Source organism: Herbidospora solisilvae (assembly GCF_009901565.1).
In the GTDB taxonomy this organism is placed as follows: domain Bacteria; phylum Actinomycetota; class Actinomycetes; order Streptosporangiales; family Streptosporangiaceae; genus Herbidospora; species Herbidospora solisilvae.
Genome location: NZ_WXEW01000006.1, coordinates 426,530 through 442,283 on the forward strand (window position 1 = coordinate 426,530; position 15,754 = coordinate 442,283).

Here is a 15,754-nt window from a genome sequence, read left to right on the forward strand (position 1 = left end):
TGCCGTCCGGCACGATGGCGGCATGATTCACGCGGGCATCACCATCTCCCTCGACGGTTTCGTCTCCGGCCCGAACTGGGGCCCCGGCCGTGGTCTCGGCGACGGCGGCGAACGCCTCCACTACTGGGTGTTCGGCGGGCCGTGGAGCTACGAGAGCCCGTCGTCCGGCCACGACCTCCATCCGGTCGACGCCCAGGTCATCGCCGAGATGAACCAGGCGGGCGCCGCCATCGTCGGGCGCGGCATGTTCGACGCGGCCGGCCAGTGGGGCGGCGAGAACCCGTTCGCCAGCCCGATCTTCGTGCTGACCAACCGCGTCACCGACGACCTGCCGACCGCCTTCACCTACGTCACCGGCGCCGAGGAGGCGCTGCGACAGGCGAGGGAGACGGCGGGCGACCGCCCGATCGGCATCGGCGGCGGCGCCGACGTCATCAGGCAGTATCTCCGGATGGGCGTGGTCGACCGGCTCTCGATCACTATCGCCCCGGTGGTCCTGGGCGGCGGCACCGCCCTGTTCGACGGCACCTTCCAGGCCGACCTCGACCTGGTCGACTGCCGGACCTCACCCCTGGCCACCCACCTGACCTACGACGTCAGACGGTGAACTGCTCGCGAGCCCACCGGTAGTCGGCCTTGCCCGAGGGCGAGCGCACCAGTTCGTCCACGAACGCGTACTGCCGGGGGACCTTGTAGCCCGACAGACGTTCGCGGCAGTGGGTGTCGAGGTCGGTCTCCGTGAGGTCCTTCGTGCGCGGCTCGACGACGGCGGCGACGCGGTGGCCCCAGCGGTCGTCGGGCAGGCCGGTCACGACCGCGTCGAAGACGCCCGGGTGGCCCTTCAACACCGCCTCGACCTCTTCGGGGAAGACCTTCTCGCCGCCGGTGTTGATGCACTGGGAGCCGCGGCCGTAGACGCGGATGGTGCCGTCCTCCTCCACGCGGGCGATGTCGCCGGTGAGCAGCCACTTCACGCCGTCGGCGTCGGTCACGAAGGTTTCGGCGGTCTTCACCGGGTCCTTGTAGTAGCCGTGGGCGATCCGGCCGGTCTTCGCCACGACGCCCATCTCGCCGGGGGCGACGGGGCGCAGCGCGCCGTCCAGGACGGCCATCGTCGCGTTCGGGTTGGGCTGGTATTTCAGGCCCGCCTCGGGTGACGACCCGGCGACCGCCGAGGCGGTGTAGCCCGACTCCGTCGAGCCGAAGCTGTCCATGATCATGACGTTCGGCAGCAGCGCCTGGAGGCGGTCGCGGACCGCGCCGGTCAGGATCGCGCCGGTCGAGCTGAGCACGAACAACGACGACAGGTCGTAGTCGCCGACCTCCAGTGCGTCGGCCAGCGGGACCGCCATCGCGTCGCCGGTGATGGTGATCGACACCACCTTCTCGCGCCCGATCGCGCGCAGCACCGCGTCCGCCTCGAAGCGCGGCACGTAGACCATCGTGGCGCCCATCCAGAACGCGATGAACGTGCCCATCTGCGCCGCGCCGTGCATGAGCGGGGCCGCCGCCATCATGGTGAGCGGCCCGGCGGTGCGGGCCTGCTCGATCACCGCTTCGGGCGTGGTGTGCGGGGGGCCGTAGGGGTTGCCGCCGCCGAAGGCCATGAACAGGTCCTCGTGCGTCCACAACACGCCTTTGGGCAGGCCGGTGGTGCCGCCGGTGTAGATGATGTAGAGGTCGCGCCCGTCGCGCGGGGCGAAGTCGCGTTCCGGAGAGCCCTGGACCGCTTCCGGGTACGGCACCGCGTCCACGATGGCCGAATCGCCCACCGCGATCAGGTGCCGCATCCGGTCGGTCCGCGCCGCGCCGACCCGGTCGTCGAACTCCGAGGAGTAGACCAGGGCGACGATGTCCGAGTCGTCGTACAGGTAACGCAGCTCCGCCGCGACGTAGCGGTAGTTGACGTTCACCGGCACCGCGCGGATCTTCAGGATCGCCAGCAGTGAGGTCACGTATTCGAGCCCGTTGTAGAGGTGGATCCCGACGTGCTCCCCCGGCTGGACGTGCCCGGCGAGGTGGTGGGCCAGCCGGTTGGCGGCGGCGTCGAGTTCGGCGTAGGTGGCCCGGTCGTCGCCGCAGACCACGGCGGTCCGGTCGCCGATCGTGTCGGCCAGGCCCTCGAAGAGGTCGGCGTGGTGGAAGTGCATCGGGCTCATGGCTTCTCCGCTCCGACGATCCACATGGCGAAGAACTGCGCGCCTCCGCCGTACGCGTGCCCGAGGGCCTTCCCGGCCCCCTCGACCTGGTGGTCGCCGGCCATGCCCCGGACCTGGAGCGCGGCCTCGGCGAACCGGATGAGCCCGGAGGCGCCGATCGGGTTGCTCGACAGGACTCCGCCGGAGGCGTTCCACGGGATGTCGCCGTCGAGCGCGGTGGCCCCCGCCTCGGTGAGCTTCCAGCCCTCGTTGACGCCGCAGAAGCCGAGGTTCTCCAGCCACATGGGCTCGTACCAGCTGAACGGCACGTAGACCTCGGCCACGTCGAGGTCGCGGCGCGGGTCGGTCACGCCGGCCTGGCGGTACACGTCCGCGGCGCAGTCGGTCCCGGCCTGCGGGCTGACCGTGTCGCGGCCCGCCCGGAAGATCGGCTCGGAGCGCATCGCGCCGCCGTGCACCCACGCCGGGGTCCCGGTGACCGCCCGCTCCGACGACAACACGATCGCGCACGCGCCGTCGGACGACGGGCAGGTCTCCAGGTAGCGGATCGGCTCCCACAACATGGGCGTCGACTCGACCATGGCCCGGTCGATGCCGGGGATGCGCAGGTGCGCGTAGGGGTTCTTCAGCGCGTTCAGCCGGTCCTTGACCGCGACGAGCGTGCCGATGTGGCCGGGCGCGCCCGACCGCCGCATGTACTCGCGGATGTGCGGGGCGAAGTAGCCGCCCGCCCCCACGACCAGCGACGACGTGAACGGCAGATGGGTGGTCAGCGCCCACGTGGCGTTCGACTCGCTCTGTTTCTCGTACGCCACCACCAGCACCCGGTCGTGCACGCCGCCCTGGATGAGCGAGGCCCCGACCAGTGCCGTGGACCCGCCGACGCTCCCGGCCGTGTGCACCCGCGTCATGGGCTTCCCGGCCGCGCCGAGCGCGTCGGCGAGGTAGGCCTCCGGCATCATGACGCCCTCGAACAGGTCGGGCGCCTTGCCGACGACCACGGCGTCGATGTCGGCGAAGGTGAGCCCGGCGTCCTCCAAGGCGCGCAGCGCCGCCTCCCGGACCAGCCCCGCCATGGAGACGTCCCGGCGCCGGGTCGTGTAGTGGGTCTGGCCGACCCCGATGACCGCGCAACGATTGCCCATCACGACTCCCGGGACAGGACGGCGACGAGGTTGTGCTGGAGGCAGGGCCCGCTGGTGGCGTGGGCGACGGCCCGGGTGGCGGTGCCGTCCATGACCCTGGCGGCGGCCTCGCCGATGCGGATGAGCCCGGTCGCCATGACCGGGTTGGCGGCCAGCGGCCCGCCCGAGGGGTTGATGACCGTGTCGACGGAGAGGCCGAGCGCCTCGGCGAGGATGGTCTCCTCGTGGGCGAACTGGACGTGCAGTTCGGCGACGTCGACAGGGCCCTCGCCGACCCCCGCCGCCGTTGCGGCAGCGGCGGCGGAGGCCGACCGGGCGAGGTCCCTCATGCCCGGATAGTGGGGGTCTATGCGGTGTGCGATGCCGTTGATGTAGGCGAGGTTCGTGCGTTCCCGGAGGAGATCGCCCGCGACCAGCACGATCGCGGCGGCTCCGTCCGTGATCGGGGCCGTTTCCACGGGTTCGGGGAGCTTGAGCGCGTAGGGGTTGGTCTGCGCGGACTCCCAGCTGCGCCTGGCGATGTCCGCGGTCGTCGAGGAGACGGCGCAGCCCTGGAGGCCCGCGTAGGAGAGCTGGTCGAGGCCGAGCGGCGCGAGGTAGTAGGGGTCGAGCTGGAGGGTCATGATCTCGCGCAGGTCGCCCATCGACGACTTGCCGAAGCCGTAGACCAGGGCCGAGTCGACGTCGCCGTGTTGTAATCGCACCCACGCCTCGTAGAGCGCGAAGGCGGCGTCCATCTCGACGTGGCTCTCCTGGATGGGTGGCCACGCGCCGAGCGCGTCGAGGGCCGACACGAACGAGAACGGCGCCCCGGCCAGGTAGTCGCAGCTCCCCGAGCAGGTGAAGCCGAACTCGGTGAGGCCCGACTGTTCGCGTACCGCCCGGATGACCGGCAGGATCAATTCCGGCTCCGACAGGCCCGTGTCGTGGCCGGTGTGCGTGGTCTGCGCGAACGCCGCGACGGCGACCGGTCTCATCACGCCTCCCGTTCCGGCGCGAACCACTTCACGGTCCCGCCCTCGAACACGGCTCTGACGCGCATCCCCACGGTGACCTCCCCGGCCGCCACCGAGCCCAGCAGCGCGATGATCGGGGTGTCGGCCCCGTCGAGCAGGATGTACGCCGACACGAACGGCACCTGCGGCGCGCGCGGGTCGGGCAGGTTGTTGATCGCGAACGTGGTGACCGTGCCCGACGGTCCGACCTCCAGCTCCTCCTCGATGACCGACCCGCACTGCGGGCACGAGAGCCGGTAGGGCACGTAGACGCTCTCGCAGCTCGGGCAGCGGCCCGCGAGGAAGACTTCCCGGGTCAGCGCGTCGAGGTAGCGGGCCAGGGCCGCGCCCGGCGTCACGGTGTACTCGGTCCGCACGTTCGCCACGATCGTGGTCACCTCGGGCACGAAGCACTCCAGGTCGGTGATCGAGCCGACGCGGTCGTGCCGCCAGCGTGGCCAGACCCGTAACCCGGTCCGCATCGCCTTCACCGGAGCGTCGACCGCGTGCACCAGCGCGGTGTCCGCGCCGTCGAGCCGGATGAGCGCCCAGGCGAACGGCCGGTCGAGCGGGTGGTTCTTGCGCGGTTCCTCGACCCAGGTCCACTCGCGGACGGTCCCGGCCGGGCCGACCTCGACGAACTCGTCCGTGACCGGTTCGCCGGTCGCCGGGTCGTACTCCAACGGCGGCACCAGCACCCGCCGGCCCGCCGTGCGGACGCCGACGATGCGGCCGGCCCGCAGCTCGGTGAGGAAACGGCCGATGACCGGCCCGGTCGAGCGCGTGTAGCCGCCCGGGAACTCCAATACGTGGTTGATCTCGGGGTGGGGTTCAGATGGCACTGGCCCGGCCCTCCCAGTAAGGCGCCCGGAGTTTGCGTTTCAGCAGCTTGCCGTTGGGTTCGCGGGGCATCTCGGCGATGAAGTCGATGGTCTTGGGCCACTTCATCGTCGACAGCCGCCCGCGCAGCGAGTCGAGCAGCTCGGCGGCCAGCTCGGGGCCGGGGATCACCCCTTCGGCGGGCTCGACGACCGCCTTGATCTGCTCGCCCCACTCGTCGTCGGGGATGCCGAACACCGCGACGTCGGCGACCTTCGGGTGCACGAGCAGCTCGTTCTCGATCTCGGCCGGGTAGATGTTCGCCCCGCCCGAGATGATCAGGTCGGCCTTGCGGTCGCAGAGGAACAGGAACCCGTCCTCGTCGAGGTAGCCGATGTCGCCGACGGTAAAGAAGTCGCGCAGCCGGTTGGCCCGGGTCTTCTCGGGGTCCCCCTTGTACTCGAACGCGGCGGCGCCCATCTTCATGTAGATGGTCCCGGGAGTGCCCTGCTCGACGGGGTTCATCTCGTCGTCGACGATGAGCAGCTCGCTGATCGGCCAGGCCTTGCCGACCGTGCCGGGGTGCTTCTTCCAGTCCTCCGGGGTGGCGAGGGTGCCGCCGCCCTCGGTGGCGGCGTAGTACTCGTAGACGACGTCGCCCCACCAGTCGAGCATCGCCGCCTTGACCGGCACCGGGCAGGGCGCGGCGGCGTGGATCATCCAGCGCAGCGACGACAGGTCGTAGCGGGCCCGGACCTCCTCCGGCAGCGACAACAACCGCTTGAAGTGGGTCGGGACCAGGTGGGAGTTGGTGACGCGGTAGCGCTCACACAGCCGCAGCGTCTCCTCGGCGTCCCACTTGTCCATCAGCACCAGCGTGTGGCCCATGTGCAGGGCGCTGCCGCCGAACTGGGTGACGGCGGTGTGGTAGGCGGGCGCGGTGACCAGGTGGGCGTTGGGCTGTCCGGGGGTGATGCCGAACAACCTCAGCAGCGACGTCATGAGCTCGGCCATGTCGTCGGGGTCGAGGCCGCTCAGCGCGCGCCGGACCCCTTTGGGGCGTCCGGTCGTCCCGGAGGTGTAGTGCATCGTCGCCCCGGCGGTCCGGTCGGCGGGCAGGTCGGCGGGCCCGGTGGGCGGCGGTGCGAAGCCCTTGACCTCCCCGAAGGCGAAACAGCGCTCCGGCCCGAGCCCGGCCCGGCCGCGTGCCCCTTCGACGGCGAACCTCTCGTCCACGAAGTAGGCCTTGGCCTCGCTGTCCTCGACGATGTACGCGATCTCCGGCCCCGTCAGGTGCCAGTTGACCGGCGTGTAGTACCACCCGGCCTGCAGCGCCGCCAGGTAGAGCACCAGCCCGTCGGCCCCGTTGGGCACCAGCCCGCAGATCCCGTCGCCGGGTCGCAGCCCGAGGTCGCGCAGCCCGTGCACCAGCCCGTTCGCGCGGGCCAGCAGGTCACCGGCCGTGTGCTCGGTGCCGTCGGGATCGACCGCGGCGATCCAGGCGGGGTCGGCCTGCGCGAGCCGCCAGAATCCGAGTGAACTCATGAGCGCTCCTTCCAACCAAGCGCTTGATCTCTGGAGGTCGGCGTCGGACAGTACGTACGTGGAACGCCTGCCGATCAGCACCCCGCACTGCCGCGTCGACCGCGACGGCCACGTCGTGATCGTGACCATGGACCGCCAGGAGGCGCGCAACGCCCTCTCCACCGACATGCTCGTCGGGCTGGCGGAGGCCTGGACGTACATATCCGAACAGGAGGACGTCAGGGTCGGCATCCTGACCGGCGCGAGCGGCACGTTCTGCGCCGGCGCCGACCTCAAGGCCATGGCGAGCCCGAGCGAGGACGAGCACGTCCGCGCCAGGGCCGCCCAGATCCCCAACTACCACTGGCGCGGCCTGCTCCGCGAGGCCATGCCCACCAAACCGATCATCTGCGCCGTCGAGGGCTACGCCGTCGCGGGCGGCACCGAACTGCTGGTCGGCACCGACCTGCGGGTGGTCGCCGAGAGCGCGACGCTGGGCCTGTTCGAGGCCAAGCGCGCGCTGTTCCCGATGGGCGGCAGCGCGATCCGGCTGGCCCGCCAGATCCCCTACGCCTTCGCCATGGACCTGCTGCTCACCGGCCGTCCGGTCGGCGCGCACGAGGCGCAGCGCATGGGCCTGGTCAACCAGGTCGTGCCCGACGGCCAGGCGCTCGAAAGGGCCCGGGAACTGGCCGACGACGTGGCCGCCAGCGGGCCGCTCGCGGTGCGGGCGATCCTGCGGGCCTACCGCGACACGATCGGGCTGCCGGAAGAGGAGGCGCTGAAGGTCTCCGACGCGCTCGGCTGGCCCGTCATCGGCAGCGAGGACGCCAAGGAGGGGGCCCGTGCCTTCCGGGACAAGCGGCCCGCCCGGTTCACCGGTCACTGATGGCCCGCAGCCGGTCCATGGCCTCGATGTAGCCCTCGACGAGGTCGAAGACCACCTGCCTGGCCGGTTTGACGTCGTTCATCGTGCCGATGATCTGACCGGCCGGGAAGGTGGCCAGTTCCTTCGCGTCCGACCGGCCGATCCGCCGCAGCGCGTCGCTGACCAGCATGAACTGCAGCGGCATCGGCAGCGTGCCGGGCGAGTCGGCGGCCTCCCAGGCGTCGGTCCACTTGTTCTTGAGCAGCCGGGCGGGCTTGCCGGTCCACGACCGCGACCTGACGGTGTCGCGGGAGGTCGCCGCGAGGATCTTGTCGCGGGCCGCCGCCGGGGTGTCGGCCTCCTCGACGGTCAGCCAGATCGAGCCCGTCCAGACCCCCTCGGCCCCGAGCGCGAGCCCGGCGGCGACCTGCCGCCCGTCGCCGATGCCCCCGGCGGCCAGCACCGGCACGTCGACCGCGTCGACGACCTGCGGGATCAGCACCATGGTGGAGATCTCGCCGGTGTGCCCGCCGGCCTCGGTGCCCTGCGCCACCACCAGGTCGACCCCGACCTCGACCTGCTTGACGGCGTGCCGGGGCGTGGACGCCAGCGCGGCGACCTTCACGCCCTTGGCATGGGCCATCTCGACCACGTCGGCGGGAGGTGGCCCGAGGGCGTTGGCGAGCAGCGCTATCGGGTGCCTCAGGGCGACCTCGACCTGGGGACGGGCGGTGGCGTCGGTCCAGCCGAGCAGCACCCGCCCGGCCGCGCCGTCCGACTCGGCCACGCCGTGGCGGGCCAGCAGGTCGTCGACGAACTTCCGGTGACCGTCCGGGATCATCCCCTGGAGCCGCCCGACGAGTTCCTCGGGCGCGAACTCCGCACCCTCGTAGGAGGCGGGCATCACGACGTCGACGCCGTAGGGCCTGCCGTCGACGTTGGCGTCGATCCAGGCGAGCTCGGTCTCCAGCTCTTCGGGCGTGAAGTAGAGGGCGCCGAGGACGCCCATGCCCCCGGCCCGGCTGACCGCGGCGACCACGTCGCGGCAGTGACTGAACGCGAAGATCGGGAACTCAAGGCCGAACATGTCGGCCGCGCGGGTCCGCATGTCCCGACGCTACAACCGAACTGCAACCTGTTCCAGGTCTTGAAACAGGCCTGGAACAGGTTTAGGTAACAGGTTCTTACTTACCCGGCTCGGGGTCGCGGGGCAGGCCCAGCATGCGCTCGCCGATGATGTTGAGCTGCACCTCCGTGGTGCCGCCGTAGATCGTCATGGCCCGGGTGGCGAGGATCGCCCGGTTCCAGTAGCCGGCGTCGCCCAGCTTCCAGTCTGCCGCCGTCACCGCGGCCGGGCCGATCAGGTTCACCGCGCATTCGGAGACGTGCTGCGCGTGCGAGGTCGACAGCAGCTTGCGCACCGACGCGTCGGCGCCCGGCTCGGTGCCGGCGAGCTGCTTCAGCGTGACCCGCAACGACAGGGCGTTGATCGAGTGGCCCTCGCAGACGACCTCGGCGAGCTCCTGCCGCTCGACCGGCGTCAGCTCCCGTCCGAGCCGCCCGGCCAGCCCGAGCAGGTCGGGCACCGACGACCCGGTGCCGCCCGACCCCGACGACAACGACACCCGCTCGTTCGACAGCGTGTTGCGGGCCACCTTCCAGCCCTCGTTCACCGCGCCGACCACGAGCTCGTCGGGCACGAACGCGTCGTCGAAGAAGACCTCGTTGAACAGGTTCTCGCCGGTCATCTCGGTCAGCGGCCGGACCGTGACGCCCTCGGCCTTCATGTCGACGATGAAGTAGGTGATGCCGTCGTGCTTGGAGCCCTCGCTGGACGTGCGGGCGATGCAGATGCCCCACTCGGCGACGTGCGCCACGCTGGTCCAGATCTTCTGCCCGTTGAGCCGCCAGCCGCCCTCGACCCGCTCGGCCTTCATCTGGACGTTGGCCAGGTCGGATCCGGCCCCGGGCTCGGAGAACAACTGGCACCAGACGAGCTCCCCGCTGAGGGTGCGGGGCAGGAAACGCTGCTGCTGCTCCTCGGTGCCGTACACGGCGATCGAGGGCACCACCCACGCGCCGATGATCATCTGTGGGAGCTTCAGCCCGGCCGCCTTGATCTCCTGCTGGATCAGCACCTGCTCCAGCGGCGGGGCGTTCCGCCCCCACGGCGCCGGCAGGTGGGGCATCACGAACCCGGCGGCGGCCAGCGCCCGCTTCTGCTCGACCCCCTCCAGCGGGACGATCTCCGCCAGTTCGCCGCGGATGCGCTCGCGCAGCGGCTCGGCGTCTTCGGGCAGGTCGAGCCGCATCTCCCGGCTCACGCCCGCCAGGCTCAGCGTGGCCACCCGCTCCTTCCAGTCGGCCGACGAGCCGGTCAGGGCCCGGATCGTGAGGGCGCGGCGGAAGTAGAGGTGGGCGTCGTGCTCGTAGGTGTAGCCGATGCCGCCGAAGGTCTGGATGGCGTCCTTGGCGCACTGCACGGCCGCGTCGGGGGCGACCACCCCGGCGATCGCCGCCGCGTAGTCGCGCTCGTCGCCGGTGGCGCGGGTGGCGTCCCAGACGGTCGCGCGGGCCTGCTCCAGCACGACGAGCATGCGCGAGAGCTTGTGCTTGATGCCCTGGAACTGGCCGATCGGACGGCCGAACTGGACCCGGACCTTCGCGTAGTCGGCGGCGGCGGCGACGCACCAGGCGGCCACGCCGATGGCGTCGGCGCCCAGCAGCACGGCGGCCAGGTGACGCACGGTCTCGGTGGTCAGGCCGTCGAGGACCCGCGCCTCGGCGTCGGCCAGTTCGACCCGGGCGACCCCCCGGGTGAGGTCGAGCGCCGGGATCGGGGTCACCGTCGCGGCCGAGGCCTCGACGACCACCCACGTGTCCCCGGCCGGGAGCACCAGGATGTCGGCCTCGGCGGCGCCGAGCACCTGTTCGGCCACCCCGGAGACCCGGCCCGTGCCGGTCAGGTTCGCGTCGAGGGCGAGCGCGCCGGTCAGCGACCCGTCGGCCAGGCCCGACAACACCTCGCCGAAGGCCTTGCTGTCGGAGGCGTGGATCGCCGCACCGGCCAGCACGGTCGGCACGTAGGGGCCGGGCGCCATCTTCTCGGCCAGGGCCTCGACCGCCACGGCGGCCTCCAGCAGGCCGTAGCCGGAGCCGCCGACCTCTTCCGGCAGGTGCAGGCCGAGCAGACCCTGGTCGGCGAGGCCGGACCAGAACGGAGGCCGTCCCGCCGGCTCGGCCCGCACGACCTGCGGCGTGATGTGACGCCCCGCCCAGCCCGTCACCGACTCACGCAGCGCTTCGTGCTCTTCGCTCAGCCCGATCGCCATCTGACCCCTCCACACTCGGCAATGTGGACAGAATCATATTCTAGAAGAAGCTTCGAGGCTACCGGGGGCGAAGCGTCTCAAGCAGGACGTTCAGGTCTTTACGCAGCTCTTTCCGCGAATCGGGCACCGAGGCGAAAAGCATCGCGGGCTTCCCCCTGGTCTTCATGAGCGCCACGACGGCCTCGGCGGTCCGGCGCTTGCCCCCGGTCTCCCAGGCCACCCGGTAGCCGAGCAGCCAGCCGGTGCCGTGGCGGGTGCGCTGGGAGGCGGTCCACTGGAACGTGGCCTCGCCGGGCTGGTAGCGGGCGACCGTCCAGCGGGCTGCCCTGGCGGTCAGGGCCCGCCACTGGGCCGCGGTCTTCGGGGTGCCGGGGTCGGCGCCGGGGATCGGGGCGGAGGCGATGACGGCCTGGCCGGCCCGCTGGCGGAACTGGAAGGGGTCGGGTTCGACCCGCTCCCAGGGGGCGGCGAAGGCGGCGTACACGATGCCGGAACGCCGGTCGTCGACGAGGCCGGCGGTGGGCGTGCCGGCGCCGGGATAGGTCGCCAGGGCCTTGCGGACCGGCGGCGCGGGCAGCGTGAGCGGGGTGCGGGCGGGCGCGGGGGCGCTGGGCGCGGAGTCGGCGGCGGGGAGCACGGCCACCTCGCGGACCGGCTCGTCGGCCGAGAACGCGGAGAAGGCGAAGACCACCGCGGCGACCGTGACCAGGGCGGCGAAGACCGTCCACAAGACCCGCGCCCGGTTGCCGGAGGAGGGCGGCGGCGGAGCGGGAGCGGGGGCCGCCTCGGCCTCGGCGGGCGGGCGGTAGACGGGCATCGGGGTGGTTGGCGCGTCGTAGGAGCGTGCCGACGGCCGGGCAGGGGTGCCGAGTTCGTCCGCCATGACGGCAGATTACGTCAATATTCATGATCGAAGCCGGACGATGGCACGCTCCAACGGTGCTGGAATCCGGTGATCCACCTGGGTAGACAGGTGCGCATGGAATTCTCGCCGGTCATCACCCGGATCGCCGTTCTCGCCTGTCTCGCGGCGGCGGCAGGCTGCGCAAACTCGTCACCCGGCACGGCGACGGCGACCCCGTCAGCGGCTCCCACGTCGACCGTGCCGGGCGCGCCGGTGACGCCGGCCCAGCAGGCCCTGGGCCTGGAGTCGCTGTACGAGGACGTCATCCACAAAGTGCTCCCGTCGATCGTGCAGATCACCACCGGGAACGCCCTCGGCTCCGGCATCGTCTTCGACACCCAGGGGCACGTCGTGACCAACGCCCACGTGGTGGGCGACGCCCGTGACTTCGAGGTCACCGTCCCGACCGGAGGCGCGGCGCGCGAGGCCACCCTCGTGAGCTCCTTCCCGGCGGGCGATCTGGCCGTCATCAAGGTCACCGATCCGCGCGGGCTGACCCCGGCGGTCTTCGGCGACTCGTCCAAGCTCCGGGTGGGCCAGATCGTGCTGGCCATGGGCAATCCATTGGGCTTCTCCGGCACGGTCACCACGGGCATCGTGTCGGCGCTCGGCCGGACGATCTCCGGCCCCCGAGAGGGCGGCACGCCGGGCGCCACCATCACCAACGCCGTCCAGACCTCGGCGCCGATCAACCCGGGCAACAGCGGCGGCGCCCTGGTCGACCTGCACGGTCAGGTGATCGGCATCCCGACCCTGGGCGCCAACAATCCGCAGCAGGGCCCCGCCGACGGCATCGGCTTCGCCATCCCGAGCGCGACGGCCACCGACATCACACGGCAGATCGTGCAGAACGGCCGGGTGGTCAACTCCCGCCGGGCCGCCCTGGGTGTGCAGGTGGGGACGGCCATCGGCCGGAACGGAGAGCCGATGGGCGTGCAGGTCGGCGCGGTGACCAGGAACGGCCCGAGCGAGAAGGCCGGGATCCGGACCGGCGACGTCATCACCAGCGTGAACGGCAAGGCCACCGAGGACACCACGACCCTGAGCGAGGTGCTGGCGACGCTGAAGCCGGGTCAGAAGGTGCCGGTCGTGGTGCGCCGCTCGGACGGCTCCGAGACGACCGTGCAGGTGACGCTGGGCGAACTTCCGGGCGGAAGCTGACATTTCCGTGTAAGAAGTTGGGTGTTCGGTCGGGCCGGTTGTTACGGTCGGGCACGTGACACCAGATCTGGACTCCTTCATCGCCGGTCTGCCCAAAGCGGAGCTGCACGTCCACCACGTCGGCTCCGCCTCCCCCCGGGTGGTGGCCGAGCTCGCCGCCCGCCACGAGGGCAGCACCCCCGTGCCCGCCGACCCCGAGCGGCTGGCCGAGTTCTTCACCTTCCGCGACTTCGGCCACTTCATCGAGGTGTACGTCTCGGTCCTCAACCTGATCCGCGACCCCGATGACCTGTGGCAGCTCTTCTACGGGGTGGGCCGCGACCTGGCGGCGCAGAACGCCCGTTACGTCGAGCTGACCGTGACGCCGTACACCCACCTGATCAACGGGTTCGCCGCGGAGCAGTTCTGCGAGATCATCGAGGACGCCCGCGCCCGGGTGCTGCGTGACCACGGCCTGACCTTCAAGTGGATCTTCGACATCCCCGGCGAGCTGGGCCTCCCGGCGGCCGAGAGCACCCTGCGGATCGCCCTCGACCAGCGCCCCGACGGCCTGATCGGCTTCGGCCTCGGCGGCCCGGAGGTCGGCGTGCCGAGGAAGCAGTTCGCCCCCTACTTCGACGCCGCCCGCGCCGAGGGCCTCCACTCGCTCCCGCACGCCGGGGAGACCACCGGCGCCGAGACCGTGTGGGAGGCGCTGCGCGACCTGAAGGCCGAGCGCATCGGGCACGGCATCGGCAGCGCCGGCGACCCCGCCCTGCTGGAGCACCTGGCCGAGAACCGGATCGCGCTGGAGGTCTGCCCGACGTCCAACGTCTGCACCCGCGCCGTCGCCTCGCTGGAGGAGCACCCGCTGCCCGAGCTCGTGAAGGCCGGGGTCCTCGTCACGATCAACAGCGACGACCCGCCCATGTTCGGCACCTCCCTCAACCAGGAGTACGCCGTCGCCGCCCGGCTGTTGGGCCTCGACCACGCGGGAATCGCCGAACTGGCCGGGAACGCGGTCCGGGCGTCGTTCCTGGACGAGGCGGGAAAGCGCGCCCTGCTGTCCGAAATAGCGGACTACGCCCGCCTTTAACGGCGTACGCCGGAATCCGGCTGCGCCGACGATCAAGGGGTCTATGCTGACCAGAGCCGCGACCTCCATTGGAGCCCTGATGTCGGAGCCGAAGAACCTGTTGCCGTGGTCGTCCCCGCGTGAGGAGAACACGCCGCGGATCGACACGTCGATCCCCCATTCGGCCCGCGTGTACGACTACTGGCTCGGCGGCAAGGACAACTTCGAGGCCGACCGCAAGGTCGCCGAGGGCACCGCCGCCGCCGCGCCGGGCATCGTCCAGGGAGCCCGTGACAACCGCGCCTTCCTCGGCCGGGCGGTGCGGTTCCTGGCCGAACAGGGCATCACGCAGTTCCTCGACATCGGCACCGGCATCCCCACCCAGGGCAACACCCACGAGGTCGCCCAGCAGGTCAACCCGGCGGCCAGGATCGCCTACGTCGACAACGACCCCATCGTCATGACCCACGCCCGCGCGCTCCTCCGCAGCACCGGGGAGGGCCGCACCTGCTACGTGGAGGCCGACCTGCGCGCCCCGAAGACGATCCTCGACCACCCCGAGGTCAACGACGTCATCGACTTCCGCGAGCCGGTGGCCCTGGTCATCGTCGGCACCCTGATGTTCATCACCGACGAGGAGGACCCGCCCGGCCTGGTGCGCCAGTACACCGAGGCGCTCGTTCCCGGCAGCTACTTCGCGGTCAGCCACGTGACGGCCGACTTCTTCCCCAAGGCGGTCGGCGACGCCGCCGACGCCTACCGCACGCCCGACCTCGGCTTCACCCCGCGCACCAAGGCGCAGATCAGCGAGTACTTCGAGGGCTTCGAGCTGGTCGAGCCGGGCATGGTGCCGGTCGCGATGTGGCGTCCCGACGAAGACCCCGAGCTGGCCCCCAAGCGCGAGCACGGCGCCTACGGCGCCATCGGCCGCAAGATCTGAACGCCGTTGCCGTAGAGCACGGCCCGGAGCCAGTCGTCACCGAGGTCCAGCCGGACCAGCGCGCCGACCGCCTCCGCGTAGGAGTAGGGGATGTTCGGGAAGTCGCTGCCGAAGAAGACCCGGTCCCGGTAGTCGAGCAGGCGTGACCGTTCGGAGGCCGGAAACGGCCACGCCTTCTCGGTGAACTCGGTGAACGCCATGGTCGTGTCGAGGCCGACCCCGGGAAACCGCCCGGCCAGGTCGAGGAACGCGCCGTATTCGGGCAGCCCCATGTGGGCCACCACGATCCTCAGCCGGGGATGCCTCTCGAGCACCCCGGTGATCGGCCCCGGCCCGGTGAACCGCCCCGGCACCGGCCCCGACCCGCAGTGGGTCACCACCGGCACCCCCGCGTCGGCGATCATCCCCCAGACGTCGTCGAGCAGCGGGTCGCGGGGGTCGTACTCCCCCACTTGCAGATGCGCCTTGAACACCCGGGCCCCGCCGTCCAGAGCCTCCTGTACGTAGCCTCCGGCGGACTCCTCGGGGAAGAACGTCGCCGTGCGGGCGCAGCCGGGGGTGGCGGCGGCGAACTCCCGCGCCCACGCGTTGAGCCAGGCCGCCATGCCGGGCTTGTGGGGGTAGATCATCGAGGTGAAGGCGACCACGCCGAACTCCCGCAACCTCTTCACGTGGTCGTCCGGGTTGTTCCCGTGGGCGATCGGCCAGGGGAACCCGAGATGGGCCTCGGCGCCGGCGAAATAGGCCTGCACCTTGTCGAGCACCCGCTGCGGCATGAAGTGGGTGTGCACGTCGACGATGCCCGGCAGCCCCAGCCCTCGCCAGACCTCCTCCACCGACATGCCGGCCAGTC

At 71.4% G+C, this 15,754-nt stretch carries 14 protein-coding genes; 5 read left to right on the top strand and 9 right to left on the bottom strand.

Going from position 1 to position 15,754, the window contains the following annotated elements; all coding sequences use genetic code 11:
• Positions 1-22 precede the first annotated feature (22 nt).
• Positions 23-607: a dihydrofolate reductase family protein gene (locus tag GT755_RS22000; protein ID WP_161481534.1), complete on the top strand. Its 585-nt coding sequence runs from the start codon at positions 23-25 to the stop codon at positions 605-607.
• Here GT755_RS22000 and GT755_RS22005 read toward each other — a convergent pair.
• The 5 genes from GT755_RS22005 to GT755_RS22025 are packed head-to-tail and all read right to left on the bottom strand — an operon-like array spanning position 597 to position 6,663.
• Positions 597-2,159 (bottom strand): acyl-CoA synthetase, encoded by a 1,563-nt coding sequence (locus GT755_RS22005; protein WP_328794453.1) that lies wholly within the window; start codon positions 2,157-2,159, stop codon positions 597-599. The two genes, GT755_RS22000 and GT755_RS22005, sit on opposite strands and share 11 nt — an antisense overlap.
• Positions 2,156-3,304 carry a thiolase domain-containing protein gene (locus GT755_RS22010; protein ID WP_161481535.1) on the bottom strand — a complete coding sequence of 383 codons (1,149 nt, stop codon included), beginning with the start codon at positions 3,302-3,304 and terminating at the stop codon, positions 2,156-2,158. The genes GT755_RS22005 and GT755_RS22010 overlap by 4 nt, the downstream gene beginning before the upstream one ends.
• Positions 3,304-4,281, bottom strand: a complete 978-nt coding sequence (locus GT755_RS22015) for a lipid-transfer protein (protein WP_161481536.1) — start codon at positions 4,279-4,281, stop codon at positions 3,304-3,306. Before GT755_RS22015 ends, GT755_RS22010 begins: the two co-directional genes overlap by 1 nt.
• Positions 4,281-5,141 carry a Zn-ribbon domain-containing OB-fold protein gene (locus tag GT755_RS22020; protein WP_328794454.1) on the bottom strand — a complete coding sequence of 287 codons (861 nt, stop codon included), beginning with the start codon at positions 5,139-5,141 and terminating at the stop codon, positions 4,281-4,283. Before GT755_RS22020 ends, GT755_RS22015 begins: the two co-directional genes overlap by 1 nt.
• Complete coding sequence (locus GT755_RS22025) at positions 5,131-6,663, bottom strand: acyl-CoA synthetase (RefSeq protein ID WP_161481537.1); 1,533 nt, start codon at positions 6,661-6,663, stop codon at positions 5,131-5,133. The genes GT755_RS22020 and GT755_RS22025 overlap by 11 nt, the downstream gene beginning before the upstream one ends.
• Positions 6,664-6,721: 58 nt before the next feature.
• Here GT755_RS22025 and GT755_RS22030 point away from each other — a divergent pair, with 58 nt between their 5' ends.
• On the top strand, positions 6,722-7,531 hold the full coding sequence (locus GT755_RS22030) for a crotonase/enoyl-CoA hydratase family protein (RefSeq protein WP_328794455.1): 810 nt from the start codon (positions 6,722-6,724) through the stop codon (positions 7,529-7,531).
• Here GT755_RS22030 and GT755_RS22035 read toward each other — a convergent pair.
• The 3 genes from GT755_RS22035 to GT755_RS22045 form a co-directional block, all read right to left on the bottom strand.
• Entirely contained in the window at positions 7,518-8,618 is a 1,101-nt protein-coding gene (locus GT755_RS22035; RefSeq protein ID WP_161481539.1) for an NAD(P)H-dependent flavin oxidoreductase, read from the bottom strand. The two genes, GT755_RS22030 and GT755_RS22035, sit on opposite strands and share 14 nt — an antisense overlap.
• Before the next feature lie 76 nt (positions 8,619-8,694).
• A complete protein-coding gene (locus GT755_RS22040) occupies positions 8,695-10,842 on the bottom strand; it encodes an acyl-CoA dehydrogenase (protein ID WP_161481540.1) in 2,148 nt (715 codons plus the stop codon).
• 58 nt (positions 10,843-10,900) lie between these two features.
• The gene (locus tag GT755_RS22045) at positions 10,901-11,725 is read right to left on the bottom strand and encodes a hypothetical protein (protein ID WP_161481541.1); all 825 of its coding nucleotides are present in this window, start codon (positions 11,723-11,725) and stop codon (positions 10,901-10,903) included.
• Between the two features lie 96 nt (positions 11,726-11,821).
• Here GT755_RS22045 and GT755_RS22050 point away from each other — a divergent pair, with 96 nt between their 5' ends.
• The 3 genes from GT755_RS22050 to GT755_RS22060 all read left to right on the top strand — a co-directional run bounded on the left by GT755_RS22050 (position 11,822) and on the right by GT755_RS22060 (position 14,901).
• Positions 11,822-12,907: a S1C family serine protease gene (locus GT755_RS22050; RefSeq protein WP_161481542.1), complete on the top strand. Its 1,086-nt coding sequence runs from the start codon at positions 11,822-11,824 to the stop codon at positions 12,905-12,907.
• Between the two features lie 55 nt (positions 12,908-12,962).
• Positions 12,963-13,982 carry an adenosine deaminase gene (locus tag GT755_RS22055; protein ID WP_161481543.1) on the top strand — a complete coding sequence of 340 codons (1,020 nt, stop codon included), beginning with the start codon at positions 12,963-12,965 and terminating at the stop codon, positions 13,980-13,982.
• A 79-nt stretch (positions 13,983-14,061) separates the two neighbouring features.
• A complete protein-coding gene (locus tag GT755_RS22060) occupies positions 14,062-14,901 on the top strand; it encodes an SAM-dependent methyltransferase (RefSeq protein ID WP_161481544.1) in 840 nt (279 codons plus the stop codon).
• On the opposite strand, the gene GT755_RS22065 is transcribed toward GT755_RS22060, so the two are convergent.
• Positions 14,874-15,743 (bottom strand): amidohydrolase family protein, encoded by an 870-nt coding sequence (locus GT755_RS22065; RefSeq protein WP_161481545.1) that lies wholly within the window; start codon positions 15,741-15,743, stop codon positions 14,874-14,876. The two genes, GT755_RS22060 and GT755_RS22065, sit on opposite strands and share 28 nt — an antisense overlap.
• Positions 15,744-15,754 lie beyond the last annotated feature (11 nt).

What these genes read in the sequence shown, in the direction of transcription:
- GT755_RS22045 (WP_161481541.1), bottom strand. Translation starts at nt 11,725, where the DNA reads ATGGCGGACGAACTCGGCACCCCTGCCCGGCCGTCGGCACGCTCCTAC.
- GT755_RS22025 (WP_161481537.1), bottom strand. Translation starts at nt 6,663, where the DNA reads ATGAGTTCACTCGGATTCTGGCGGCTCGCGCAGGCCGACCCCGCCTGG.
- GT755_RS22065 (WP_161481545.1), bottom strand. Translation starts at nt 15,743, where the DNA reads ATGTCGGTGGAGGAGGTCTGGCGAGGGCTGGGGCTGCCGGGCATCGTC.
- GT755_RS22010 (WP_161481535.1), bottom strand. Translation starts at nt 3,304, where the DNA reads ATGGGCAATCGTTGCGCGGTCATCGGGGTCGGCCAGACCCACTACACG.
- GT755_RS22050 (WP_161481542.1), top strand. Translation starts at nt 11,822, where the DNA reads ATGGAATTCTCGCCGGTCATCACCCGGATCGCCGTTCTCGCCTGTCTC.
- GT755_RS22040 (WP_161481540.1), bottom strand. Translation starts at nt 10,842, where the DNA reads ATGGCGATCGGGCTGAGCGAAGAGCACGAAGCGCTGCGTGAGTCGGTG.
- GT755_RS22060 (WP_161481544.1), top strand. Translation starts at nt 14,062, where the DNA reads ATGTCGGAGCCGAAGAACCTGTTGCCGTGGTCGTCCCCGCGTGAGGAG.
- GT755_RS22035 (WP_161481539.1), bottom strand. Translation starts at nt 8,618, where the DNA reads ATGCGGACCCGCGCGGCCGACATGTTCGGCCTTGAGTTCCCGATCTTC.
- GT755_RS22000 (WP_161481534.1), top strand. Translation starts at nt 23, where the DNA reads ATGATTCACGCGGGCATCACCATCTCCCTCGACGGTTTCGTCTCCGGC.
- GT755_RS22015 (WP_161481536.1), bottom strand. Translation starts at nt 4,281, where the DNA reads ATGAGACCGGTCGCCGTCGCGGCGTTCGCGCAGACCACGCACACCGGC.
- GT755_RS22005 (WP_328794453.1), bottom strand. Translation starts at nt 2,159, where the DNA reads ATGAGCCCGATGCACTTCCACCACGCCGACCTCTTCGAGGGCCTGGCC.